Source organism: Sulfurospirillum diekertiae (genome assembly GCF_011769985.2).
Lineage (GTDB): Bacteria > Campylobacterota > Campylobacteria > Campylobacterales > Sulfurospirillaceae > Sulfurospirillum > Sulfurospirillum diekertiae.
In genome coordinates, this window is the sequence record NZ_CP039734.2 from 1,132,432 (window position 1) to 1,157,270 (window position 24,839).

Sequence of the window (24,839 nt, forward strand, 5' to 3'; positions counted from 1 at the left end):
TGAAGATGCGCCAAAAAATAAGTGTTTTCCGTTTTTTTCATATTATCACTTTGGTTTTATTTTTAACCTTTGCAATTATATTTTTTGTACTGAATTTCTACAATGCACGCATGGCTTTTGAGCGTGAATCAACCAATTTACAAGAGCACTACATTGAAACACAAAAAGGTATTTTAATTGCTCAAGTGGATCAATTTACAGAACATATTATTAATGAGCGTCATAAAGCTTATACAAAAAATCAAAAACTGATCCAAATGCGTGTTAACCGCGCCTATGATATAGCGACACAGATTTATGAAAAATACAAGCAAACACATGATCAAACGTTTATTCAAGAAAAAATTATAGAAACACTTAGATTTTTGCACTATGAAAATGGTTACTATTTTATAACACGATTAGATGGTGTAGAAATTCTCAATGCGGATCAGCCCGAAATGGAAGGTCACAATATGCTCGCGTTAGAAAATCATGATATGGCTTCATCGATTCAACAGATACTCACCATTGCGCACAATAATAAAGAAGGCTTTGATGACTATTTTTGGACTAAACCGCAAAATGATCCTAAAGAGCTTTTTCGCAAAATCACCTATGTAAAACTTTTTGAACCTTATGGATGGGTAATTGGAACAGGCATTTATCTTGACGATATAGAGCATGATCTCAAAGAAGAACTTGCGAATGATAAAGAGCGTTTACTGTTTAATGAAGAGAGTGGCAATTATATTTTCATTGGAACATGGGATGGTATTAGTATTGCTGGTCCAAATCAAGGAGAAAATACCTACAATCTACGAGATAATAATGGGAAATATCTTGTTCAAGAGTTGATTCACAAAGCTCAAGATGGGGGTGGTTTTGTTGAATACGTTACCCCTGATAGTACCAAGCAAGATAAGATGAGCTATGTGGTTCCTTTGTATGGCTGGAAGTGGTATGTTGGTTCAGGAATTCATCTTAAAAATGTGAATGAAGAGATCGCAAAATTGCGTGATACCATGTCTAAAGAGATGCAACATACTTTTTTTACCATCGTGATATGGTTAGTGATATTGAGCGTTCTTACATGGATTTCACATCTTTATGTCGGTCGTAAAATTAGCAAAGATTTTGCTGTTTTTATCGATTTTTTTGATTCTTTAGCCAATAAAGACAAGTATATTGATCTCTCTAAAGTACGATTTCATGAGTTTGAAGAGCTTGCAAATCATGCCAATACAATGTTAGAAGCAAAAATTTTCAGCAACAAACATTTAGAGCAGTACAAAAAAATTGTTTCAAGTTCAGATGATTTTTTAGCGTTAATTGATCGTAACTATACTTATCTTGCCATCAGTGAAGCGTATCAGAAATTTTTCAACAAAAAACAAGACGAGATTTTACATCATACTATGGCTGAGTTACATGGGACACAGTATTTTCTTGAAGACTTGAAACATTTAAGCGATAGAGCGTTATCGGGTGAAAATTTTGAACATGAAATGTGGGTTCTCTCTTCCTATGGTAAGCGATTTTTACATATTAAGTATTTCCCTTATTTTGAGAAAGATGGTGATGCTTTGCCGATTGCCTATGTTGTTTCTGCCCGTGACAATACCGAGAAGCAAGCGAATGAAGAGCGATTGTTGGCTTCTGAAAAAGAGCTAGAATTTTTAGCCCATAATGATGTTCTAACGGGTCTTCCAAATCGATTACTTTTGAGTGATCGTATTGCGCATGCGATCGAAAACAGTAAACGCCAAGGTGGCATGATTGCGGTCTGTTTTCTTGATCTAGACAACTTTAAAAAGATCAATGATAGTTTTGGCCATTCTTATGGTGATGAAATTCTAAAGCAGTTTGCTTTGCGTGTTCGAGGTAAAATTCGACATTGCGATACGCTGGCACGTGTTGGTGGCGATGAGTTTATTTTATTGGTTGAAAATATCAAAGAAAAGCATGAAATTGAGATTATTCTTTCAAAAATTCAAACGATTTTCGAAGAACCATTTGTCAACAAAGCTCAAAAATTCTTTCTTTCTGCCAGTATTGGTATTAGTATTTATCCCGAGCATGGAGCCGATGGGGAAGCGTTGATTAAAAATGCAGATGCTGCCATGTATAAAGCCAAAGATGCTGGTAAAAATACATATCTCTTTTATACGATGGAGATGACAGTGGCGTCTTACGAGCGTATCGGTATGGAAAATGCCTTACGTGAAGCGATTAAAGAGAATCAATTTATGGTTTATTATCAACCACAAATCGATCTTAAAACACATGAGCTTATTGGTCTTGAAGCACTCTTAAGATGGAATCACCCCTTAGAAGGCATCTTACCGCCAGGACGTTTTATTGCTTTTACAGAAGAGACACGGCTCATTGTTGAAATTGGAGCATGGATTTTGAAGCAGACATGTTATGATGTGGTTGCCTTGCATGAAGAGGGGCTTTTCAAGGGTACGGTTTCCATTAATATTTCGGGTGTCCAAATCGAATTCAGCGATTTTTTAAGAACACTTAAAGAGACTTTGAATGAGACAAAGATTGATCCCAAAATCGTTGAGATGGAAGTAACGGAATCATTCATCATGCATGATCCCGAACGTTGGATAACACTCTTAAGAGAGATGCAAACATTAGGACTTAGTATTGCTATTGATGATTTTGGTACAGGGTATTCTTCGTTAAGTTATTTAAGAAAACTGCCCATCAATAAGCTTAAAGTCGATATGTCTTTTGTGAAAGATATTCCAAAACAAGAGGATGCCTGCGCGATTGTAAATTCCATCATTAATTTAGCTCAAAATATGAATATTACGACTTTAGCAGAAGGTATTGAGCATAAAGATCAAGAGGATTATTTGGCGGAACATGGATGCAAGCAAGGACAGGGGTATTTGTATGCAAAACCATTAAGCCTTAGTGATCTCAAATCTTGGATTAAAATACATTTTTAGATGCTAGGCGGTATGAAAAATTCACAGATATCGACTTCTAAAACTGCTGCAATTTTATAAAGATGTTCAATGTTATAATGTTTATTTTCTAGTCCAGCTTCAATTTTAGCAATTGTGCTGACAGATTTATGTCCAATCGTGAGGGCTAAGTCCAGTTGTGTAATTTTTTTCATTTTGCGTATTCGTTGAACATTATGTGCAATGCATCGATAAAAATCTTCAATTTCATCTTTTGTAAACTCTTTGTACATAAGCATTTTATTTCCCTATAGTGAAGTATTATTTAAGTTTATAATGGTTAGAATCATTTATAAATTCCCTATAGTGAATATTTAAAATAAATTTTTTGGTAAAAATGAATGATGGATCAAGAGACGCTTTATGAACTTGTTATTGTAGTATTAGCCATTTTTATGACCGCACTATATTTTTACTACAAAAAGAAAGTATGTGCATTAAAGTTACATAACATTCAATTAGAACAGTTAAGTCAATACGATGACTTAACACAAATATTTAATCGACGTTATTTTTTGGAGATCGTTAACTATCATTTTAGGATCATTCACCAAAAAAATACCTCAGCTGTTATGATGATTGATATTGACAATTTTAAACAGATTAATGATACCTATGGGCATCTTTTAGGTGATGATGTTTTGAAATATACGGTAAAGCAAATTAATGAAAATTTACGAGAGGATGATATTTTTGCCCGTTATGGTGGTGATGAGTTTATTGTCTTTTTTCCCTTTATCTCCAGAAAAGATATTCATATGATTGCTACACGCATCCAATCTAAACTTGAAGAACATAAAATATATGACTTTTCAGTAACATTGAGTATGGGAATATGCCTTTTTAGCACATTTACACCACTTCTAAATGTAATAGAATATGCAGATAATGCGCTTTATTTAGCGAAAAGTAAGGGACGCAACCGCATCGAGTTTTATTAAGCTTGAAAAAACCAATAAATCAGAGTACAATTGTCCTTAATAGTTCGTGCTAGGAGGGCTGGTAAACCAGCTGAGATAAAGAATGGTGATTCTTTGATCCTTGTGACCTGATCTGGGTAATGCCAGCGTAGGAAAGCTCAATCAAATCAACACACATCCTCTTTTTTACATCCTCCCACGATCTCTTTTATCTTTACATGTAAAGCTTACATGTAAAAGCAAACCAATCTATTTTACGAGGAAAATGTATGAAACATTGTTTAACCATAGCAGGCTCAGACAGCTGTGGTGGTGCGGGTATTCAGGCCGATTTAAAAGCGTTTAGTGCCAATGGAACGTATGGCATGAGTGTTATAACTGCCATTACCGCACAAAATACCCAAGGTGTTTTTGACGTTCAAGACATCAGTCCTTCGGTGATTGCTCATCAAATCGAAGCGATTTTTGACGACATTCGTGTGGATGCGATCAAAATTGGTATGGTCTCCAGACCTGAAACGATTGAGACCATTGCAGTAACGCTTAAAAAATACTCCTTACCGCCGCTTGTCATCGACCCAGTCATGATTTCCAAAAGTGGGTATGATCTTTTACAACCCGAAGCCAAAAAGGCACTTATTGAAATTCTTTTACCGATGGCTACGCTTATTACCCCCAATCTTCCTGAAGCAGAAGTGATTGTCGGTTATAAGATCGACACGATTGAGTTGATGGAAAAAGCCGCCATTGATCTGCATAAACTGGGTTGTAAATACGTGTTGGTTAAAGGAGGGCATTTGGAAAATGATGCCACCGATGTTCTTTACGATGGTGAAGCGTTTCATCTTTTGCACTCTAAGCGTTTAGAAACGATTAACACGCATGGAACGGGGTGTACACTCTCATCAGCGATTGCTGCTAACCTCGCAAAGGGTTTACATGTAAAGGCAGCGGTTGAGGAAGCCAAAGCGTATATCACCGAGGCAATCACGCATGGATTTAAACTAGGGCATGGCGTGGGTCCAGTGCATCATTTTTACGCACTTTACACAAAAGCAGGGATTGAGTCATGATGGAAGAAAAAACAAGTTTAAGCGGGTTTGGACTCTTTGCACTTTGGTTTGGTGCGGCAGTTTCAATGGCAGAGATTTTTACAGGGGGGCTTTTAGCACCGCTTGGGTTTATCGAAGGTTTAAAAGCGATTCTTTTAGGGCATCTTATCGGCGGTATGATTTTGATTTTGGGTGGTTATATTGGAGCCAAAAGCAAGCTTCCCGCCATCATGTCCACACGCATCTCGTTTGGGCGTTATGGCTCTTACCTTTTTTCACTTCTCAATGTACTTCAACTCATCGGCTGGACAGCGGTGATGATCATTTCAGGTGGGCGTGCTGCCAATGAGCTTGGCATTAGTTTGTTTGGATTTGATAGCATCAACACGTGGGCGATAGCCATTGGCATTTTGATAGGGCTTTGGATTTGGCTCGGAAAAGTGGGCTTTCAAAAGCTCAATGTTGTGGCGGTTGTGCTTCTCTTTGCGCTCACATTGGTTTTGTGTGGCGTGGTTTTTCAAGAAGGAAGCATTTTAAATGTTATGCCAACGGATGCGATGAGCTTTGGCTCTGCGCTTGAACTGAGCGTCATTATGCCGCTTTCATGGTTACCACTCATTTCAGACTATACACGTTTTGCAAAGAGTAAAAAAGGTGGACTCATCGGCAGTTTTACAGGGTATTTTATAGGAAGTTCTTTGATGTATGCCATTGGTCTAGCCATTGCCCTTTATGCTCAGGATGCCAGTGTGGGAACGATGATGATGGCACTGCATTTAGGTTTTGCCGCTCTTGGCATCGTACTTCTCTCCACTATTACCACTACTTTTTTAGATGCTTACTCAGCAGGTGTCACGTTTACCAATATTTTTCCAAAAATGAGTGAGCGTAAAATTGCTTTTGTGATGGCACTACTAGGATTGGTCGTGGCGCTTATGATGCCTATTGAGGAGTACGAAACCTTTTTGTACGCGATAGGTTCTGTGTTTGGACCACTCTTTGCGATACTGTTGAGTGATTATTTTATTTTTAAAAAAGTACAAATTGAGCCTACATTGGCGTTACATGTAGGCGCATTGATCGTTTGGGTTATAGGTGTTGGCTTGTATTATTGGATGATGACGCTTGATCTTCCATTAGGTTCAACCCTTCCAACGATGCTGGCAACAAGCATTATTTTTATCATTACAAAAAAGGTTATGGCATCATGGACATTAAAGAGCAACTAAACGAAGTATTTAAAGCACTACAAGCTAAGCGTGCGCTTATTCATCATATTACCAATTATGTAACAGTCAATGACTGCGCCAATGTTGTTTTAGCCATTGGGGCTTCACCGATTATGGCTGATGAGATCAGCGAAGTTGAAGAGATGGTGGGCATTTGCGATGCGCTGGTTTTAAACATTGGAACGGCGAATGAGCGTACCATCACTTCCATGTTAAAAGCAGGACGTGCAGCAAATACCAAAGGGATTCCCGTTGTGCTTGATCCTGTCGGTGTTGGAGCGACTTCTTTTCGCCATGAGAGTGTCGCCAAACTTATGAAGGCGATCTCTTTTAGCGTGATTCGGGGCAATATGGCGGAGATCAAAACGATTGCAGGAAGCGAAGAGTGCAGGGGTTGACTCTTTAGAAGAAGAGAGTGATGGCGCTAAAATCGCTTTGAATTTGGCACAAAAACTAAACTGTGTGATTGCGATTACGGGTAAAACTGACATGGTATCCGATGGTAAAATTTGCTATGCCCTAGACAATGGCACTATTGCATTAACACAACTAACAGGTACGGGTTGCATGAGCACCTCACCTCATTGGGAGTTTTATGGGTGCTTCTAAAAATGCCTTAGGTAGTGCTGTTGCAGGTATTTTAACGATGTCTATAGCTGGTGAAGTGGCTGAAAAAAGCAGAGGATTGGGAACATTTCATACGTCATTGATTGATGCTATCAGTCAAATGGATGTGAAAACTATTTTTGATAAATGTAATGTAAGCTTGATTAAACAATAAAAATTATTATTTAATATATAGTTTAGTTTTTCTACTGTAAGATTGTTCCATTACCTCAAAGGAGTCAGTCATGGCAAGAGTTGGAAATTCAATTATCAAAGGGATCGAGGTTCAAGAGATTATCACAACGCTCAATCGTGCGTATGCGGATGAATGGTTGGCATACTATCAGTATTTCATTGAAGCAAAAGTGGTCAAAGGTTTGATGAAAGATGCGGCAATCGCTGAATTAGTACAACATGCTGCTGATGAACTTCGTCATGCCACGATGGTAGCTGATCGTATTATTCAGCTTGGAGGATCACCTCTTCTTCATCCTGCAGATTGGCTTAAACAGACGAATTGTGGATACGATGCTCCCAATGATTTTGATGTCGTAGCCGTTTTAAATGATGCGATTAAAGGAGAGCAATGCGCCATTGCCACTTACTCAAGTATCGTTGATTTGACACGTAACAAAGACATCGTTACCTACGACATGGTCTCTCAAATCTTAGCGGATGAAGTTATGCACGAGGAAGATCTTCAAAACTTGCACGATGACATTACTGAATTTATCAGCGATCTTAAAAAATCAATGCAATAGGTACTCTTAAAACACTTCTTTAAAGGGTGCAGGTATGAATGATTTTGGTTGAAAACTTCATACCTCACTTTTTTTACTTAACGAATACCTCTCCTCTTTACTCTAAAATTATAGTTTCACTGTAAACTTTTTACGTCATTTGGTTACATTATGAATCTTAATTTGAATTTTTTTTGTCACACTGTAAAATCGTGAGAGAGCATGAATAATATTGTGTTAACATTAGAAGTTTTCTTTATGGAATTTTAGAAAATAACTACAATGAATAAGGGGTACTTGTGTTTGGAAATAATAGGGCTTTAGAAGATATCAATAAGAATTTGAATAAAGAAAATGAAAATTTAAAAGATGAAATTCTTTCGCTTAAAGCAGAGATTGAAAAATTAACAGAACAAAATGAAAAAAACAAAAGTTTATTACACGGGAATAATCTTTTTCAAGAGTTAAACAGTAGTATGCTGGGAGGCTGTAAAAAAGGTATCAGCGAAATTCAAAAAGATATTGAACAGAATTTAGAGGCATCCAAAGAGATCGTTGATATGAGTGAAGCGACGGTTTCTACCATTTCTACACTTGATTCAACGACTTCTGAGCTCATTGCTTCACTGACACATATCAATGAATCTGCTAGCGAATCAAGGCAACTTGCTGAAAATCTCCATCACAGTGTGGATGAAATTTCGAGTGTGATCAATCTTATTAAAGATATTTCTGATCAAACCAATCTTTTAGCGCTTAATGCTGCCATTGAGGCTGCGCGTGCGGGGGAGCATGGTCGTGGTTTTGCGGTCGTTGCGGATGAAGTCCGAAAACTTGCAGAGCGAACGCAAAAGGCAACTTCAGAAGTTGAGATGAACATCAATGTTTTGAAACAAAATGCAGGCTCTATGTTTAAGCAAAATGAAGAGGTTGAAAGTGTTGCTTTAGCATCAAATCAGCATATAGAAACGTTTAAACAAGAGTTACAAAAGATTCAAACCAGTGCGGTAGATATTCAAAATGACTCTTCCAATATATCGTATGCAATTTTTGTCGCACTTGCTAAGTTAGATCATATGTTCTTTAAAACTAACGGTTATGGTGCTATTTTTGATGCAGAACACAAGGTTATGTCAGATCATTATAATTGCCGTTTAGGCAAATGGTATGCCGGTATTGGTAAAGAAAATTTCCAAAATACAGCTGGCTATAAAGGTCTTGATGAACCCCATAAAATCGTTCATGAGTCGGTTAATAAAGCGATTATGTGTGTCAAAGAAGGGACGTGCTCTAACGATCCTTCTTTGGTTATTAATTATTTTAAAGAGGCTGAAAAGGCTTCTGTTAAGCTCTTTGAGTTACTCAATCAAATGCTTTTAGAAAAGAAACAGTAATTTTTGTATAATTTCACATTTTTTAATAAGGCAATAATGTGAAATTCGAGCTTCTAGGAACGGCAGATACCGGGGGAATTCCTCTGCATCAGTGTCACTGTGAGATGTGTGAGGCAGCAAGGCAAAAAGGGGTGAGCAATCGCTCCACAAGTGCTTATTTAGAACTGGATGATGGCAGTGTTATTTTGTTTGATGCTGGGTATGACCTCTTATGTGATCGGTTTAATACAACACGTATCAGAGCCGTTTTTCTCACTCATTTTCATGCCGATCACTGTTTAGGTCTCATTCGTCTTCGCAAATCAGTGGACGCCATTACGTGCTATATTCCTGATGATAGACAAGGATTTGGTGACCTTTTTATTCATAAAGACTCCATCAATTATCAAGTTCTTCAACCGTTTGAAACTATAGAAATAGAAGGTGTGAAAATTGTAGCAGTTCCACTGTTGCACTCTAAGCTGACACATGGCTACGTGATCTTTACATGTAAAGGTGTTGTAGCGTATTTGACGGATTGTGCGAGCATTTCCTCGGAATCACTTGCTTATCTGAAAGCTCAAAAAATTGACCATCTTTTTTTAGATGCGGCGTATACGCCATGGTTTGCTTCCAATAAACATTTGAATTGGGAAAGTGCAGGGGAATATATTGAGAGTATTAGTCCAAAAAACGGCTATCTCATTCATGCGAGTTGTAAAACCTTACTCCCTTTACATGTAAAGAAAATAAGGTTGAAATATCCTTATATTGAACAAGGATTTGCGGTCGAGGTGTGAAGATTATTCTTCATCCTCATCATCGTCAAAAGCTTCTTCGCCATCTTCATCTTCAAAGTAGATGTTATCTTCATTGCCATCGTAGTTATAGTCACTTTGATAGATGGGGTCGTCTTCATCTTCATCTAAATCGTCATCATCCTCTAGGTCTTCTTCGTACTCTTCTTCATTCATTAAAATATCTTCAACTTTGTCGAGGAACGCATCAATATCACCGGTAAAGAGGTGTTCAAAACGCATTGCATCAAGAATAAATTCACTCGAACAACCGCTTTCAAGGAGGAGTTCTTTTAAGTCACGCATACTTTTTACCTTTGCTTTTTCTGCAATTCTACACTAATTTTAAATGTTTTTCAATTGTATTTCGTAAGTATCAAAAAGGGTATCATGGTTTACATGTAACGTTTCAAACTGCTCATAAAGTTTTTCAAGTGACTCTTCATCGCTCTTTATTTCTTTAGAAAGTCGTCCTAGTTCGCCAATATCATTTCCAGAAGAACATGCAATCAGTGCATCGTTTTTTGCTTTGATGCCCTCTTCAAGTTTTATGATTTTTGCTTCACACTGATCAATCTGTTTTTTGAGCGGAGAAAGTTTGGAACTACGTTCCTGAATCAGTTTCGCACGCAGTTTCTTACTTTCATTGTAGTCATTTGAGACTACTTTTTTAGGTGCCACATCGATCTCTTCTTCCCAACCAATTTTCTCTAAAAATTCATCATAATTGCCATCAAAAAATTCCGCTTTATCGTGATGAAAAATGATGAGAGCATCGGCGAGTTCTCGAAGCATCATTTCCGAGTGCGTGACTAAAATGGTAGAACCTTCAAAGTTTTTGATCGCTTCGCATAGAGAGTCGATGGAGTACATATCAAGGTGGTTGGTTGGCTCATCCAAAAAGAGAAGATTCGCCGGTGTTGCGATGATTTTGCCTAGCATTACACGACTGCGTTCGCCTCCAGAGAGAATACTAATCTCTTTTTCTGCCATCTTTCCGCTAAACATCATGCCACCACAGATAGCACGAACACGCGTAATGCCTAGGAGTGGATCTACTTCATAAATCTCATCTATAATGCTATTTTTAAGATTGAGTCTTTGAATATTGGTTTGTCCAAAATGTGCAAAGGTTGTTTCAGGATGAAACGAAAGAGTACCTTGTTGGAGCGGTAATTCTCCTGCTATCACGTTAAGAAGCGTTGATTTACCTTTACCATTTTTACCAATGATGGCAAGACATTTTCCTTTTTCCAATTTAAAAGAGAGATTTTGAAAAAGAGGGTGGGCTGGATCATATCCAAAGCCGACATCTTTTGCTTCAAGCATGATTTTAGCAGGCGTTTTTTTATAGTTAAACGAAAAGTGAAGGCTACTTTCGACCTCAAGATCATCCATTTCGCCCATTTTTTCAAGCTGTTTTGCTTTACTTTGTGCCATGACTGCTTTAGATGCACGTGCTTTCTGCCGTGTCACAAAATCTTCAAGTTCGGCACGTTTTTTATCTAAATTGGCTTTGGTTTTAAGATAACGCTCATCGTCTTCTTCTAATTTTGCATAGTATTTTGAGCTGTTGCCCTCAACGATCATCAAGCTTTTTCGCCTCAGTCCCATAGTATGCGTGGTGACAGCATCCATAAAATCACGATCATGGGTAATCAAAATAATCTCACCTTTAAACTCTTTGAGAAACGTTTGGAGCCAACGCATTGAAATAATGTCAAGGTAGTTGGTCGGTTCATCTAAAAGGAGTAAAGAGGGGTTTGTGGCAAGTAGTTTGACTAAATTAAGGCGAATTTGATAGCCGCCTGAAAAATTCATAGGATCTTTGTCTAAATCTTCTTGCGAAAAACCAAGTCCGAAAAGCATTTTTTCGATTTTGTAAAGATCAAACGCTTCATCACCATGCAGTGCAGAAGCACACTCTTCACGTACCGTTTTATGGGTAAAAAGAATGTGTTGTCTGAGCGTTCCAATCGTGTAGTTTTTAGGGATAAGAATATCACCAGAATCGGCTTCTTCTTCTCCTAAAAGAATTTTAAAAAGGGTGGATTTTCCTGAACCATTACGCCCAACAAAGCCTATTTTATTGCCATGGGCAAGGGTGAAACTGATATTTTCAAAAAGGGTTTGTACACCAAAGTGTTTAGAAAGATTAGTGACTTGAATCATAGGTCAAACTCATTACATGTAAAATTTTTTCTTCAAGAAGAAGTGCGTGGTATTATAAAAAAAGTTTTGCAAGAACTTGATTAAACGTTATTGTTATTGATGAGTGTAGTTTAGAAAGCTTGAAAATAAAACTTATTCAGCTTTCTTATTGATGGCATTGAGTGTATCTAAGATAGACTCTTTTTTTGTCGAATTATCCGGTCCTGAAATACGCATTGTAAATTCAACGCGACCATTCTTGTCACGACCTTCCGCCGTATCGTTATTTGTGAGAGGTTTTGTATCTCCATAACCTGCTGAGCTTAAACGATCTTTGGCAATACCATTACGAATGAGGACACGGATAACAGCATTGGCACGAGCACTGGAGAGTTCAAGGTTGTCTTGGTATTTAGAGCCATTTGGAAGTGCCGTTGCGTCAGTAAATCCTTTAACGATAACTTCAACATTTTTAGGAAGCATTGCAATAATGTCAGAAACACGTTTGAGGAAAAGCATGGAGTCACTGTTAACAATCTCAGCAGAACCTGGTGCAAAAAGAAGTTTAGTAGGGAGTTTTAAAATCGCACCATCAACTTTTTGCTCTAATGATCCTTCTCCAATATTCATTTTCTCAATCATTTGTGCTAAACGAGCAATTTCTTCAAGTTGCGCAGAAGTTCCACCCGCATTGCCTTTGTCTTTATCTTTAGCCGCATCTCCCGATTTAATAGACATGCTCATAACAGGAGTTGCTTCTTCAGGTTTCGCGCTGTAGTCGTAGATTTTGACAAACTCTTCTTTGAGGGCTTTCATTTTTTCAGTGTTAGTAGAGGCAATAGCAAAGAGTGCGATAAAAAGGGCAAGTAAAAGACTAAAAAAGTCCGCAAAAGGTACGGCCCATTTTTCACCTGCTTCACATTCGACTTTTTTGCACTTTTTACCCACTTAGTATCCCTTATTTGTCAAATTGGCTTTTTTTCTCTTCAAGAGGAGAAAGATAATTGAGAAGTTTCATTTCAAGCGTACGAGGATTGTCACCATGAGAAATACCTAAAATTCCTGCTAAGATGACACGTTTTTCTTTTACAATATCTATTGATTTTCCCTTAAGTTTATGTCCCCATGGACCTAAGAAGATATAAGAACCTGCAATACCAAAAACAGTCGCAGTAAAGGCACCACCAATACCCATCGCCATTTCAGCAGGGTTGTCTAATTTTTGAAGTGCCAAGATCAGACCCAAAACAGCGCCAATGAGTCCCATAACGGGGCAGGTTTCCCCTGCATGTACCCAATAGTGTGCAGAACCATGGTAATACTCTTCCGTCTGTTCAATCAAAATATCGAGTGTCTCTTCAATCTCATGCGCTTCAACACCATCAACGGCCATACTAAGACCTTTTTTGAAGAACTCATCGTCCATTTGATTGGCATGGGATTCAAGCGCTAAAATGCCATCACGTCTGGCAATAATGGCAAAGTCAATAATTTGTTTAATACGTGCATGAAGATCAACTGATGATTTTTTGAAGATAACTTTAAACTCTTTAAAGGCACCTCTAACATATTCTTGGGGAGTTGCAGACATCGCTGCTGCCATAGCGGTTGGAATAACGATAATAAATGAAGTGATATGCAAAATATGAAGAGGATTTCCACCTTCCATAATATCGCCCGTAGAAATAGTGGTAATGGCAATTACCATGCCCAAGATGACGGTTAAGTCCATAAAGTCAGCTCCAAAAAATAGTATAAAACGTTTTCAAGCATTATCGGTTAAAATGCAAAAAACTTTACATGTAAGGCAATAATATAACAATCTTCCTTAGATAAGATGCTATTATTGCTACGCTTAAAGTAGAAAAATTGATTTGTAGTATAATTGCAAAAAGTGTCAAATAAAGGAGTAAGTTAACATGAGTGAAGAGAAATGCAGATGTTTTATCAGTTCTCTCGTTGATCGACTCAGTGGTAAAGCCGAATCACGTTGCACGAAGATTATTGATGTGGCGTATCGGCTTTTTTTAGATAATGGCTATGAAAACGTCAGTATGAATGATATTGTCAAGCATGCAGGGGGGTCACTCGCGACATTGTATAAGCATTTTGGCAATAAAGAACAACTGTTTATTTACATTTTGGAACAAAAATCAGAAGAAGTTTTTGGCGAATGGGGTCGTAAAAGTGTCTGTTATGAGGGGCGTATTGAAGAATTTTTAACGGAAACAGGAAGGATGTTTTTAGATTTGGTGACAACACCAGATGCCATTTTATTTCACCGTTTACTTATATCAATAGGGTATATTAATGATTCCAGACTCAATAAAACGCAGATCCAGAACCTTATGTCGGTTCCCGTCATTATTATTGCAAATTATTTAGAAAATGAAAAAGTAAACGGTCATATCGAAGTTGAAGATACCTATTTAGTGGCAGAGCAATTTTTAAATGCTGTCAAAGGGCCATTTCTTTTTCAGACAATTTTGGGGATTCAAATTGATATCTCTGAAGAAACGCGTTTAAAAGCTTTAAAACAAGTCGTAACCATTTTCTGTCGCGGCTTACATGTAATACAATAGTTACTTTTTTTTCCGTTAGTGAAATTAGCTTGATTTTTTTACTTTTTTCGGATACAATTTCGCCCATAAAGTGTAATGTATATTACATTACATAAAATTGGGAGCGAAAAATGACAACAAATAGAGTGTATTTAACATATGCTAGATATGCATTAATAGGTGTTTTGGGAGCTTTTTTGGTAACAGGATGCTCAAGCCAAGATAAAAAAGCAGCAGGGATGCCAGCGATGCCTCCTTTAAGTGTATCCACCTATAAAGTGATCACCAGTGATGTTCCTGTTTCATTAGAATATCCAGCAAAAGTAAAAAGTATGCAACAAGTGAGTATTGTTGCACGTGTCAGTGGTGTTTTGGAAAAGAAATACTTTACTGAAGGTAGCTTTGTAAAAGCAGGTGAAACACTCTATCAAATTGACTCAGACCGTTATGAAGCATTGATGCAAGAAGCGGTGGCAGATGTTGGTGTAAAAGAAGCGACCCTTAAACAAGCAACACGTGATTGGGAACGTACCAAAGCCTTGTTTGATCAAGATGCTGTGAGCCAAAAAGAGCGTGATGCCGCACTCTCTGCCTATGAGTCAGCAGGAGCTTCGCTCAAATCTTCACAAGCAGCGCTTAAAAAAGCAACGATTGATTTTAACTATACCAAAGTTAAAGCAACCATTAGTGGTATGACAAGCCTCAATGCTCAAGATGTTGGAAGTTATGTCGGTTCTAGTAGTGATACGATGACACTAACGACGATTACCCAAACCGATCCTATCTATGTTGAATTCTCCTTACCTGATATTGAACTTTTGAAAAAACGTTATGTGATGGGAACAGGTAACTGGAATAGTTTAGCGCAAGCAAAACTTCCTATTCAACTCTCTACCCCCGATGGCACCAAATATGCCAAAACGGGAACTTTAGATTTTATCGATAGTTATGTGGATGCTGAAACTTCTACGATTAAAGCAAGAGCCACCTTTGCTAATCCCAATAATATTTTAATACCCGGTCTGTTTGTACGTGTGAATGTAGAAGGCTTGGTCTATAAAGATGCGATTAGTATTCCTCAAAAGGCATTGTTACAAGAAGCCATTGGTTCGTTTGTGTATGTTGTCAAAGAGGGCAAAGCGACTAAAGTTCCTGTCAAAGCAGGAACCGTTCATAATGACACCTATATCATTGAAAGTGGTTTGAGTGCAGGAGATGTTGTCATTACCGATAACCTCACGAAACTGCGCCCAGGTTCTGCGGTTAATGTTATAGAAGCGAAGGAATAAAGTATGTTTTCTAAATTTTTTATCAACAGGCCTATTTTTGCAACCGTCCTCTCGATTGTTGTGATTATAGCGGGCTTGATGGGTATAAAAGGCTTGCCTATTGAGGAGTATCCTCAAGTAACGCCTCCTCAAGTTACCGTCAAAGCAACGTATGCAGGAGCAAGTGCTGATACCATTTCTAAAACGGTTGCAGCACCGATTGAGCAACAGATAAATGGTGTTGAAGATATGATTTATATGTCTTCAACGGCTTCATCAACAGGCTCTTTATCGATCAATGTTTATTTTAAAATTGGAACAAACGCCGATCAAGCGACGATTAACGTCAATAACCGTGTTCAAGCAGCCCTTAGCAGTCTTCCAAGTGAAGTACAAGCGCAAGGCGTCACGGTACGTAAACAATCATCTACGATTTTAAAAGTTATTTCGATTATTTCACCAAACAATAGCTATGACAAAATTTACATGGCAAACTATGCACTTGTCAATGTTATTGATGAACTTAAGCGCGTTAATGGTGTGGGTGATGCCTCTTTATTTGGTAACCAAGATTACTCTATGCGTATTTGGATGAAGCCTGATCAACTTGCTAAATACAATCTCTCACCAACAGATGTTATTAATTCGATCTCAGAACAAAATGCTCAGTTTGCAACAGGACGTTTCAATCAAGCTCCTACGAAAGCGGCTCAAGCCTATACCTACACGGTAACAACACAAGGGCGATTTGATAAAGTCGAAGAGTTTGAAAATATCATCTTAAAATCGAACAAAGATGGTTCAACTTTACGCCTTAAAGATGTTGCACGTCTTGAACTCGGTGCTGCATCGTATGATGTATCGGCAACGCTTAATGGACAAACGATGGTACCGATTGGCATCTACTTACAATCCGGTGCAAATGCGTTGGAAACAGCCAAAAAAGTCGATGCGGTCATGGAAAAACTTTCAAAATCTTTTCCTGAAAATATGACCTATGTAACGCCATACGATACAACAAAATTTATTCAAATTTCGGTACATGAAGTGGTAAAAACACTCATTGAAGCCCTTCTTTTAGTTGTTATTATTGTTTACATGTTCTTGCAAAATATGCGTGCGACAATTATTCCTATTTTGGCGATCCCTGTTTCGATTATTGGATCATTTGCAGGTATGTATGCACTGGGTTATTCGATTAACCTTTTAACCTTATTTGGTTTGGTACTTGCCATTGGTATCGTTGTCGATGATGCTATTATCGTTATTGAAAACGTTGAACGTATCTTGCATTCTGAAAAAGATATTACCGTTAAAGATGCAACGATTAAAGCGATGCAAGAAGTAACTGCTCCTGTTGTTGCCATTGTTCTTGTTTTATGTGCTGTTTTTATCCCTGTATCGTTTATGGGTGGTTTCACAGGACAAATGTACCAACAATTTGCGATTACGATTGTTATTTCAGTTATTATTTCAGGTATGGTAGCGTTAACCTTAACACCTGCATTGTGTGCCATTTTCCTAAAGAAAAAAGAGCCACAACCGTTTTGGTTTGTCAAAAAATTTAACGAGTTTTTTGATGCTTCAACCAACTGGTTTACCAGTGGGGTTAGTTTGGTGGTACGCCATGGCATCATTAGTATTATCATCTTTGCCGCATTGATGGGCATGACATATGAACTTTTCCAAAAAGTACCTACAAGTCTTGTCCCAATGGAAGACAAAGGTTTTTTACTTGCCGTGACTGCATTGCCTCCTGCTTCTTCACTCAATCGTACAGAAGGTGTGAGTGCGGAACTCAGTAAAATCACAGCAAACGTGCCTGAAATCGAATACACTATTGCTATTTCAGGATTTGATCTTATCAGTGGTGCAGCTAAAACCAATGCCGCAACAGCCTTTATCAATCTAAAAGATTGGAGTGAGCGAAAAGCAGCAAACCAAAATTCAGAAATACTGAGCGGTGCACTCAACGGCGCCTTCTTTGGTGTGCCGGATGCCACCATCTTTGCACTGAATCCTCCGCCGATTATGGGACTAAGTATCTCAGGTGGTTTTGAGATGTATTTGCAAGATCGAACGGGTGGTTCATTGGAAGAGCTCGGTAGAATTACCAATGCCATTGTCGCAAAAGCGAGACAAAGACCAGAGCTTACGATGGTGAGAAGTACCTTTGATACGGCGGTACCTCAATTTAGTGTTACATTAGATCGTGAAAAAACGAAAGCATTGGGTATTTCAATCAAAGATGTCTTTACCACATTGCAATCAACCTTTGGCGCCTACTACGTCAATGACTTTAACCTCTTTGGTCGCACCTATAAAGTCAATATTCAATCAGAAGCTGATTTTAGAGAAAAACCTGAGGATATGAAAAATATCTTTGTGAAATCAAATACGGGGAAATTGATTCCTATCAGTTCATTGGTGACGTATGAACGTACCATAGGACCAGATATTGTAGATCGTTTTAACATCTTTACCGCGGCAAAAATTGTCGGTGAGCCAAAACCTGGTTATACATCAGGGGATGCGATTAAAGCAATTGAAGAAGTGGTAAAAGAAGTTGCACCTGAGGGTTATACCACAGGTTGGGCGGGAACGTCATTTCAAGAAAAAGAGATGGAAGGCAGTGGCTCACAAGCGTTTATCTTCGGACTTGTCTTTATCTTCTTGATTCTATCAGCACAGTATGAGAGATGGCTCATGCCTCTCGCGGTTATTACCGCTGTTCCGTTTGCTGTCTTTGGAGCGATTATGGCGGTTTATTTACGAGGACTGAGTAACGACATCTATTTCCAAATCGGTCTTTTGGTACTGATCGCTTTATCGGCTAAAAATGCGATTTTGATCGTTGAGTTTGCAATGCAAGCCCAAGAAAAAGGTAAGTCAATTTTTGACGCAACTCTTGAAGCGGCACGTTTACGTTTCCGTCCGATTGTTATGACATCACTTGCCTTTACTATTGGTGTTTTACCGTTGGCGATCAGTTCAGGTGCCGGTGCAGGAAGTCGTCATGCGATTGGTACAGGTGTTATTGGTGGTATGATTGCCGCAACAACGATTGCGATCTTCTTTATTCCACTCTTTTACAACTGGCTCGCGCAGCTCAATGCGAAGTTTTCACGTAAAGGAAAAAAAGATGAAGAATAGTCTTTATTACAGTGCTGTACTAGCCTTAATTCTAAGTGGATGTTCGCTCTCTCCAGAGCTGAACGTCCCCACAACACAGTTTCCGCAGACGTACCGTGCAGATGTGAAAAGTGAAACAAGCTATGTTGATGCGGCATGGTGGAGTAATTACCATGATGCAAAATTAACCGCTTTAATTGAAGAGGCATTGACAAATAACTATGATCTTCAATCAGCGATGGCCAATATCTCTTTAGCGCGTGCAACGCTTTCACGAAGTACATCGGATCGTTACCCAAGTCTTGATGTCCAGGGCTCTGGCCAACGTATCAGAAGCAGTGGCGATACGTTTAACTCTAAAGCGCATAATACGTACAATGATTTTTCACTCAGTGCAGTCCTTAGTTATGAGCTTGATCTTTGGGGTAAATACAAAGAAGCTGAAGCTTCCTCTCGTGCTTCTTTGATTGCTACATATGCGGCAAAAGACACGGTAAAAATCTCTTTAGCTGCCAGTGTTGCCGATAGTTACTTTACACTCATTAGTCTGTATGAGCAGCTCGACATCACCAATGAGACAATCAAAGCAAGAGAAGAGGGGCTTAAACGCAATGAGGCGAAGTACACTCTTGGTGCTATTTCTAAAGGAACTCTTGCCTCCGATCGTGCAGAGCTGAACAGTGCTCAGATCACGAAAGATGCGTTAGAGCAAGCGATTTTACTCCAACAAAGTGCGCTGGCTGTTTTAGTGGGTAAATCACCTGAAGCCATAGCGGCATTTAGCAAAGACGGCTTACCGCGCGTTTTACCAAGCGATGTCAACGTCCCTGCTAATTTGCCTTCTGAGCTTTTAAGTAAACGTCCTGATATTACCCAAGCCGAAGAGAATTTAAAAGCAGCCAATGCCAACATCGGTGTGGCACGTGCTGCTTATTTTCCAAGTATTAGCCTCTCAGGTGCACTTGGATTTGAGAGCACACAGCTTTCTAATCTGATGAAATCCCAATCAGGGATGAACAGCTTTGGTGGAAGCCTTGCCTCACCACTGTTTAATATGGGAAAAACGAGTTCCAACGTAGAGAGTGCAAAGGCAAATAAAGAGCTAGCAGAGATTGCGTATGCAAAGACGGTTCAACAAGCGTTTCAAGATGCCTATGATGCCCTTAACAAACGACATACGCTCACTCAAAAACTAGAGCATCAGCTCTCCTATGAGAAGAATATTGAGCAAGTGTACTTACTGGCTAAAAAACAGTATGAAAATGGCTATGGCGATTACCTTACGCTTTTAGACGCAAAGCGTAATCTGCTCTCAGCTAAACTTGCTACATCTCAAACGAAGCAAGCCTTGCTTAGTTCGGGTGTTTCTCTTTACAAATCACTCGGTGGTGGTTGGGATAAAGAGGTGTTTGACAGGCACGCTGATACCCTTTAATATCGTTACATGTAAACGTCCAAACCTCGTGTTTGGGCGTTTACATTTTTACTCAAAACTTCTTTACATGTAAACGTAAAAAGCGTTTACATCGCTTCTTTTTCACCATTTTTCTATAAACCTTACATAAATAGTTATGATTGCATCAATACTAAAAATAAAAAATGAACAAATATGCAAAAAAAGACTCTTTGAAGAACCTTTATTTGATTAGAATTCTTTTGAAAATTCAAATAAGGTTAAAAAATGAAATTCAAGCTTTTTATTCTGAGTGTTTTTGCATTATGGTGTTTTACTGTTAATTTTGTTTTTGTAGGAAGTTGTCATACATGTAATGAAACAATTCAATTTCATACACAAAATTTAATTAGTACAAATGTGATTAGTACCAATATAAATTAGGGAAATCATTCGATATTCTATGTGGCGTTTGTGATATTAAATTCGCTCATATACGTTCTATAAAGTAGGGGAACCCAGCTTTTTTGGAGCTTTGGATTGTACCTACTTTCTACGGCGGCTGATTTGAAGAACACTTTCCACAGTGATTTAAATTTTTCCTCTTCGCTAGAATAGGTTGGAGTATCAAATGTGGCGATTGAGCGAATTTCTCGCAGTTCATCGTTTTTCACAAAGGCAAGGGCACGTTTGACATCGTGGATGATAAAAGGGATGTTTCCTAAGCGTTTGCAAAAATGATCCCCTAAAAAAGGGACAATGTTAAATTTTGTCTCAATTTTGGCATACAATGTACCATCTTCCAACTCTTCAAAGCGGGTAAATCCGTACATCTTATGCACCAAACACAACAGCTCTTTTTCGAGATTTTGGATGTAAAAAAGGGAAGCATTCGTAATGTTTCGAAGCTCTTTAGGGTTTTTAAACCCGATGCGAATATACTCTAACAGTGCCATCTCATAGTCTCGAGTGTCGCATAATACACTATGAAAAATGGTGCGTTGTTGTTCTTTGGTAAAGTGCCTAGTCATGGCATCTAAGACTTTATGCGCTTTTATTTCATCGGTAAAAACTTCATGAAAACGCTCAAACAGAAGCGTTTCTGGCATTTTTTTGACAATGGTGCTTACCTCTAGTTTCTCATAATAAACTTCATACACTAAGCTCAAATACCCTTCAAAACTGCCATCGTACAGCAAAATCATCACAGCTCTCCCGTGTAGATGGAGGTATCAAAAAGTGTTGGCTGAATGACGTTTGAGCCTTGGTGTATGAGAGCAAGTTTGATCTTTTCGGTATATAAGCTTGTGCTTCGATGAAAATCTTTACCAGCGATGATGAAATAACGTGCTTTTTTGAGCGATATTTTAAGATTGACGAGGTCTTCGAAGCTGAGTTTCTTAAACCGTCTTGCTTGTAAAATTTTTAGTGCACCCCGTATGCCTATACCGGGGATACGCACTAAAATCTCTTGGGGTGCATGGTTGACATCAATCGGGAAAAGATGCAGGTTGGAAAGTGCCCAAAAGGTTTTTGGGTCAAACTGAATGTCAAGGTTTTGGTTTTCGCTCAAAATTTCATCGTATGAAAAGCCGTAAAAGCGCAACAACCAATCGGCTTGATAGAGTCTGTGTTCCCGAAGCAAAGGAGGTTTGGAAAGTTCAGGAACGGGCAAGTGTTTATGGTTGTTCACCGCAATGTACGCAGAGTAATAGACCCGTTTGAGCAGTGCCTTTTGATAGAGTGATGACGAGAGTTTTAATATCTCAAAATCGCTCTCGCTCGTTGCACCAATAATCATTTGGGTACTCATAGAGATGGGTTTAGCACTTCGTTGCAGTGTAATGTCACGCGCGTGTTTCAGTGGTGAGAGGAGCTTCTCTTTGGTTTTATCGGGTGCGAGTAGGGCAAGGCTTTTAGCACTTGGAAGTTCGATGTTGGAGCTAACACGATGGGCTAAAAGCGTGGCTTCTTCGATGAGTTCTTTTGAAGCTCCGGGAATAAGTTTGACATGAATGTAGCCATTAAATCGATACTCATGGCGTAAAATACGCAAGGTTTGAAGGAGCAAGCTCATCGTATGGTCTTCGTTTTTGATGATGCCAGAGCTTAAAAAAAGTCCTTCGATGTAATTGCGTTTGTAAAAGTTAATCGTCAGATCGGCAAGTTCTCGTGGTGTAAAAGCAGTACGAGGAGTGTCATTGCTTACACGGTTGATGCAGTAGGCACAGTCGTAAATGCAAACATTTGTCAACAATACTTTCAAAAGTGAAACACACCTGCCATCGCTCGTAAAACTGTGGCAAATACCACTGTTATGGGCACAGCCAAGCTCGCCTGTTTTGTAGTTGTTCTCACTGCCACTGGAAGAGCATGAGACATCGTACTTGGCACTGCCTGCTAAGAGGGAGAGTTTATCTTCGGTTGTAAGTTTCATGCAAGCATGGTACGATTTTTTTACATGTAAAGACTAAAATATTTCAAAATGAAATGTGAGAGAGTTTATTTTTGCCTCGTATGAAGTAAGCTTGAGTGCCATAGTGGCTAATGTAGTCTCTTGAGCTTTGCCCAAGAGACGCGTAAAAATAGATTATTTAATAAATTCAACCGCTTCGTTAAACGGTACGCGAAGTTGTGATGATTGTGGGTTGATGCGATATCCAAAAGGAAGCACCATAGAGACTTGGTATTTGCTTGTATCGAGTCCCAAAACTGTCTCGACTTTCTCTTTTTCATAGCCTTCAATCGGACAAGAATCAATACCAATAAACGCCGCTGCAGTCATCATGTTGGAGCACGCAATATAGCTTTGTTTTGATGTCCAAGCGTAGATGTTTTTATCTGAACTAAGGGTTTCTTTGAGGTGATTGGCATACAAATTGATATAAAAATCTTTTTTCTCTTGTGGCATTTCTCGCCTTGCAAAACGCTTCATAGGAATCCCACTCTCCACTTTGACAGCATCAATTGCCGCTAGAATAATGACAAGATGTGAGCATGTCGTAATTTGCGGTTGATCCCAGCATACGGGGCGTAGTTTTGCACGAAGTTCATCGTTGGTGATGACTAAAAACTTCCAAGGCTCCATACCAAATGAAGAGGGTGACTTGCGACCTGCTTCTAGGATAAAGTGCATCTGCTCTTCACTGATTTTTTTTGTTTCGTCAAATAGTTTGCACGCGTGGCGAAAGTCCATCGCTTTTGAAAAGTCGTTTTGCATTGTATGTTCTCCTAATATATTTTCAAAATAATAACGTTAATAAACTTTATTTTCTCTTACATTACTTTTGGTAAGTATTGAATTAAGAAAAGGTATTTAAAAACCGTTTTCTAGCACTCTCATGCCCTATGATGGGCTTTGGATAACCAGCAATATCATGGCTCATCAAGTACGTTTCTTTGTGCAGACATGCGGATGGAACATCGTGTAAAATGGGAAGAAACCGTTTGATGTAGCGTGCTTCCTTGTCAAACTTTAATGACTGCGCGTAGGGATTGAAGATGCGAAAATAGGGCTGTGGATCGATGCCAGTTCCCGCACACCATTGCCACGAAAGGATGTTCGCCGATGCGTCATAATCCAAAAGATATTTCGCAAAAAATGCTTCTCCCTTTTGCCATGGCAACATCAAATGTTTTGTAAAAAATGAACCTACCACCATACGCGCGCGGTTGTGCATCAGACCTGTTTCTAAAAGCTCCGTGATCGCCGCATCGACCAGCGGATAGCCCGTTTGTGCCAAGATAAAACGCTCATAGGCTTCTGCATCGTTGGAAATGGGCGGCGTGTATTTGTAATTTTCCCATGCGAGCCTTGGAAAATGGTAAAGCAAGTAAGCATAAAATTCACGAAAAATCAGCTGTCTAAAAAAAGGCTCTGTGGTGTGACCTTGCTGTTTGAGCGCGACCAAATAACGCACCACTTCACGAATCGAGATCGTTCCAAAACGCGGATGAACACTCAGATGTGATGTGGCATCCATGTTCAAAAAATCACGGTTTTCTTCATACAAATCGATTTTATATGTAAAGATTTCGAGGTTTTTTTGAGGTTCTAAAGTGTTTACATGTAAAGGCTCAAAACCGATACTTTCAATCTTTACATGTAAAGGCGTTTGAGCGTGACCTTTGATGCTTAGAAGCTGGTTGTAGTCAAAGTGTGCAAGGCTTTGGTTGCCTCTTGTGTATTTTAATGCGTAAAATTGTGTGTAAAGTGCTTGACAAGCGTGGTAATATGGAGTGAAAACAAGGTAAGGCGTGCCATCTTTTTTGAGCACTTCATTGGGTTCAAAAAGGTAACAGTCATTCAAAAAATGAAAACGAAGCATCTCAGCGATTTCGCCATCGCGCTCTTTGGCGTAATCATCGTAATCCACACTGCCATAAATATCTTCAAAGCCGAGTGTTTTAAGGTAGGCAAAGACATCAAAAGGCGTGCCATAAAACAAAGCAAGGTCAAGTCCAAGCGCTTTCAGATCGGCTTTGAGTTTAAGCACCTGCTCAAATATAAACGAGACTCGTCGATCTTTTGTATCAAGACCCCGTAAAATCTTCGTATCGAAGATAAAAATGGGCAAAACTTCGCCATCCTGCGCTAAAAGCATCGAGTCATGAACACGAAGATCGCGTCTAAACCAAAGGACTTTTTTCATGA

The 24,839-nt window shown here is 38.9% G+C and carries 21 protein-coding genes, 1 pseudogene and 1 riboswitch; of the genes and pseudogenes, 13 read left to right on the plus strand and 9 right to left on the minus strand.

Features of this window, described 5'->3' with window-relative positions:
• The first annotated feature begins 5 nt into the window (after window positions 1-5).
• Window positions 6-2,945: a cache domain-containing protein gene (locus FA584_RS05785; RefSeq protein WP_167750504.1), complete on the plus strand. Its 2,940-nt coding sequence runs from the start codon at window positions 6-8 to the stop codon at window positions 2,943-2,945.
• Here the strand turns inward: FA584_RS05785 and FA584_RS05790 are convergent.
• The gene (locus tag FA584_RS05790) at window positions 2,942-3,202 is read right to left on the minus strand and encodes a helix-turn-helix domain-containing protein (protein ID WP_096046511.1); all 261 of its coding nucleotides are present in this window, start codon (window positions 3,200-3,202) and stop codon (window positions 2,942-2,944) included. The genes FA584_RS05785 and FA584_RS05790 overlap by 4 nt on opposite strands.
• A gap of 102 nt (window positions 3,203-3,304) precedes the next feature.
• On the opposite strand from FA584_RS05790, the gene FA584_RS05795 reads away from it, so the two are divergent.
• The 8 genes and pseudogenes from FA584_RS05795 to FA584_RS05825 all read left to right on the plus strand — a co-directional run bounded on the left by FA584_RS05795 (window position 3,305) and on the right by FA584_RS05825 (window position 9,683).
• Complete coding sequence (locus FA584_RS05795) at window positions 3,305-3,904, plus strand: GGDEF domain-containing protein (RefSeq protein ID WP_167750505.1); 600 nt, start codon at window positions 3,305-3,307, stop codon at window positions 3,902-3,904.
• Between the two features lie 41 nt (window positions 3,905-3,945).
• Window positions 3,946-4,055: riboswitch (TPP riboswitch) on the plus strand.
• Window positions 4,056-4,152: 97 nt separating this feature from the next.
• Complete coding sequence (gene thiD, locus FA584_RS05800) at window positions 4,153-4,956, plus strand: bifunctional hydroxymethylpyrimidine kinase/phosphomethylpyrimidine kinase (RefSeq protein WP_167750506.1); 804 nt, start codon at window positions 4,153-4,155, stop codon at window positions 4,954-4,956.
• Window positions 4,953-6,164, plus strand: a complete 1,212-nt coding sequence (gene cytX, locus FA584_RS05805; protein ID WP_167750507.1) for a putative hydroxymethylpyrimidine transporter CytX — start codon at window positions 4,953-4,955, stop codon at window positions 6,162-6,164. Before thiD ends, cytX begins: the two co-directional genes overlap by 4 nt.
• Window positions 6,143-6,773, plus strand: a pseudogene (gene thiM / locus FA584_RS05810) (hydroxyethylthiazole kinase). The gene cytX and the pseudogene thiM overlap by 22 nt, the downstream one beginning before the upstream one ends.
• Window positions 6,760-6,945 carry a carbohydrate kinase family protein gene (locus tag FA584_RS14695; protein ID WP_256431240.1) on the plus strand — a complete coding sequence of 62 codons (186 nt, stop codon included), beginning with the start codon at window positions 6,760-6,762 and terminating at the stop codon, window positions 6,943-6,945. The pseudogene thiM and the gene FA584_RS14695 overlap by 14 nt, the downstream one beginning before the upstream one ends.
• A gap of 70 nt (window positions 6,946-7,015) precedes the next feature.
• On the plus strand, window positions 7,016-7,531 hold the full coding sequence (locus FA584_RS05815; RefSeq protein ID WP_087438507.1) for a ferritin-like domain-containing protein: 516 nt from the start codon (window positions 7,016-7,018) through the stop codon (window positions 7,529-7,531).
• 278 nt (window positions 7,532-7,809) lie between these two features.
• Complete coding sequence (locus FA584_RS14785; RefSeq protein WP_167750508.1) at window positions 7,810-8,904, plus strand: methyl-accepting chemotaxis protein; 1,095 nt, start codon at window positions 7,810-7,812, stop codon at window positions 8,902-8,904.
• A 38-nt stretch (window positions 8,905-8,942) separates the two neighbouring features.
• A complete protein-coding gene (locus FA584_RS05825) occupies window positions 8,943-9,683 on the plus strand; it encodes an MBL fold metallo-hydrolase (protein ID WP_096046517.1) in 741 nt (246 codons plus the stop codon).
• Between the two features lie 3 nt (window positions 9,684-9,686).
• On the opposite strand, the gene FA584_RS05830 is transcribed toward FA584_RS05825, so the two are convergent.
• The 4 genes from FA584_RS05830 to motA all read right to left on the minus strand — a co-directional run bounded on the left by FA584_RS05830 (window position 9,687) and on the right by motA (window position 13,563).
• Window positions 9,687-9,986, minus strand: a complete 300-nt coding sequence (locus FA584_RS05830) for a hypothetical protein (RefSeq protein ID WP_087438510.1) — start codon at window positions 9,984-9,986, stop codon at window positions 9,687-9,689.
• A gap of 39 nt (window positions 9,987-10,025) precedes the next feature.
• Window positions 10,026-11,852 carry an ABC-F family ATP-binding cassette domain-containing protein gene (locus FA584_RS05835; RefSeq protein WP_096046518.1) on the minus strand — a complete coding sequence of 609 codons (1,827 nt, stop codon included), beginning with the start codon at window positions 11,850-11,852 and terminating at the stop codon, window positions 10,026-10,028.
• 132 nt (window positions 11,853-11,984) lie between these two features.
• Window positions 11,985-12,779 carry a flagellar motor protein MotB gene (gene motB / locus FA584_RS05840; RefSeq protein ID WP_096046519.1) on the minus strand — a complete coding sequence of 265 codons (795 nt, stop codon included), beginning with the start codon at window positions 12,777-12,779 and terminating at the stop codon, window positions 11,985-11,987.
• A gap of 10 nt (window positions 12,780-12,789) precedes the next feature.
• Window positions 12,790-13,563, minus strand: a complete 774-nt coding sequence (gene motA, locus FA584_RS05845; RefSeq protein ID WP_167750509.1) for a flagellar motor stator protein MotA — start codon at window positions 13,561-13,563, stop codon at window positions 12,790-12,792.
• A gap of 187 nt (window positions 13,564-13,750) precedes the next feature.
• Here motA and FA584_RS05850 point away from each other — a divergent pair, with 187 nt between their 5' ends.
• The 4 genes from FA584_RS05850 (at window position 13,751) to FA584_RS05865 (ending at window position 20,227) form a co-directional block, all read left to right on the plus strand.
• Window positions 13,751-14,413: a TetR/AcrR family transcriptional regulator gene (locus FA584_RS05850; RefSeq protein WP_088437331.1), complete on the plus strand. Its 663-nt coding sequence runs from the start codon at window positions 13,751-13,753 to the stop codon at window positions 14,411-14,413.
• A gap of 110 nt (window positions 14,414-14,523) precedes the next feature.
• Window positions 14,524-15,681, plus strand: a complete 1,158-nt coding sequence (locus FA584_RS05855) for an efflux RND transporter periplasmic adaptor subunit (RefSeq protein WP_096046520.1) — start codon at window positions 14,524-14,526, stop codon at window positions 15,679-15,681.
• Window positions 15,682-15,684: 3 nt separating this feature from the next.
• Complete coding sequence (locus FA584_RS05860; protein WP_167750510.1) at window positions 15,685-18,813, plus strand: efflux RND transporter permease subunit; 3,129 nt, start codon at window positions 15,685-15,687, stop codon at window positions 18,811-18,813.
• Window positions 18,803-20,227, plus strand: a complete 1,425-nt coding sequence (locus FA584_RS05865) for an efflux transporter outer membrane subunit (RefSeq protein ID WP_167750511.1) — start codon at window positions 18,803-18,805, stop codon at window positions 20,225-20,227. Before FA584_RS05860 ends, FA584_RS05865 begins: the two co-directional genes overlap by 11 nt.
• Window positions 20,228-20,646: 419 nt before the next feature.
• Here FA584_RS05865 and FA584_RS05870 read toward each other — a convergent pair whose 3' ends face one another.
• The 4 genes from FA584_RS05870 to FA584_RS05885 form a co-directional block, all read right to left on the minus strand.
• The gene (locus FA584_RS05870) at window positions 20,647-21,390 is read right to left on the minus strand and encodes a TIGR03915 family putative DNA repair protein (protein ID WP_167750709.1); all 744 of its coding nucleotides are present in this window, start codon (window positions 21,388-21,390) and stop codon (window positions 20,647-20,649) included.
• A complete protein-coding gene (locus tag FA584_RS05875; RefSeq protein WP_087438518.1) occupies window positions 21,390-22,622 on the minus strand; it encodes a putative DNA modification/repair radical SAM protein in 1,233 nt (410 codons plus the stop codon). Before FA584_RS05875 ends, FA584_RS05870 begins: the two co-directional genes overlap by 1 nt.
• A 153-nt stretch (window positions 22,623-22,775) precedes the next feature.
• Window positions 22,776-23,405, minus strand: coding sequence for an NAD(P)H-dependent oxidoreductase (locus FA584_RS05880; RefSeq protein ID WP_167750512.1), 630 nt, complete (start codon window positions 23,403-23,405; stop codon window positions 22,776-22,778).
• An 82-nt stretch (window positions 23,406-23,487) separates the two neighbouring features.
• Complete coding sequence (locus FA584_RS05885) at window positions 23,488-24,837, minus strand: cryptochrome/photolyase family protein (RefSeq protein WP_167750513.1); 1,350 nt, start codon at window positions 24,835-24,837, stop codon at window positions 23,488-23,490.
• Window positions 24,838-24,839: the final 2 nt, after the last annotated feature.

Coding starts and splice junctions, on each gene's coding strand:
- FA584_RS05785 (WP_167750504.1), top strand. CDS start 6: ATGCGCCAAAAAATAAGTGTTTTCCGTTTTTTTCATATTATCACTTTG.
- FA584_RS05790 (WP_096046511.1), bottom strand. CDS start 3,202: ATGCTTATGTACAAAGAGTTTACAAAAGATGAAATTGAAGATTTTTAT.
- FA584_RS05795 (WP_167750505.1), top strand. CDS start 3,305: ATGATGGATCAAGAGACGCTTTATGAACTTGTTATTGTAGTATTAGCC.
- thiD (WP_167750506.1), top strand. CDS start 4,153: ATGAAACATTGTTTAACCATAGCAGGCTCAGACAGCTGTGGTGGTGCG.
- cytX (WP_167750507.1), top strand. CDS start 4,953: ATGATGGAAGAAAAAACAAGTTTAAGCGGGTTTGGACTCTTTGCACTT.
- FA584_RS14695 (WP_256431240.1), top strand. CDS start 6,760: ATGGGTGCTTCTAAAAATGCCTTAGGTAGTGCTGTTGCAGGTATTTTA.
- FA584_RS05815 (WP_087438507.1), top strand. CDS start 7,016: ATGGCAAGAGTTGGAAATTCAATTATCAAAGGGATCGAGGTTCAAGAG.
- FA584_RS05830 (WP_087438510.1), bottom strand. CDS start 9,986: ATGCGTGACTTAAAAGAACTCCTCCTTGAAAGCGGTTGTTCGAGTGAA.
- FA584_RS05835 (WP_096046518.1), bottom strand. CDS start 11,852: ATGATTCAAGTCACTAATCTTTCTAAACACTTTGGTGTACAAACCCTT.
- motA (WP_167750509.1), bottom strand. CDS start 13,563: ATGGACTTAACCGTCATCTTGGGCATGGTAATTGCCATTACCACTATT.
- FA584_RS05850 (WP_088437331.1), top strand. CDS start 13,751: ATGAGTGAAGAGAAATGCAGATGTTTTATCAGTTCTCTCGTTGATCGA.
- FA584_RS05855 (WP_096046520.1), top strand. CDS start 14,524: ATGACAACAAATAGAGTGTATTTAACATATGCTAGATATGCATTAATA.
- FA584_RS05860 (WP_167750510.1), top strand. CDS start 15,685: ATGTTTTCTAAATTTTTTATCAACAGGCCTATTTTTGCAACCGTCCTC.
- FA584_RS05865 (WP_167750511.1), top strand. CDS start 18,803: ATGAAGAATAGTCTTTATTACAGTGCTGTACTAGCCTTAATTCTAAGT.
- FA584_RS05870 (WP_167750709.1), bottom strand. CDS start 21,390: ATGATTTTGCTGTACGATGGCAGTTTTGAAGGGTATTTGAGCTTAGTG.
- FA584_RS05875 (WP_087438518.1), bottom strand. CDS start 22,622: ATGAAACTTACAACCGAAGATAAACTCTCCCTCTTAGCAGGCAGTGCC.
- FA584_RS05880 (WP_167750512.1), bottom strand. CDS start 23,405: ATGCAAAACGACTTTTCAAAAGCGATGGACTTTCGCCACGCGTGCAAA.
- FA584_RS05885 (WP_167750513.1), bottom strand. CDS start 24,837: ATGAAAAAAGTCCTTTGGTTTAGACGCGATCTTCGTGTTCATGACTCG.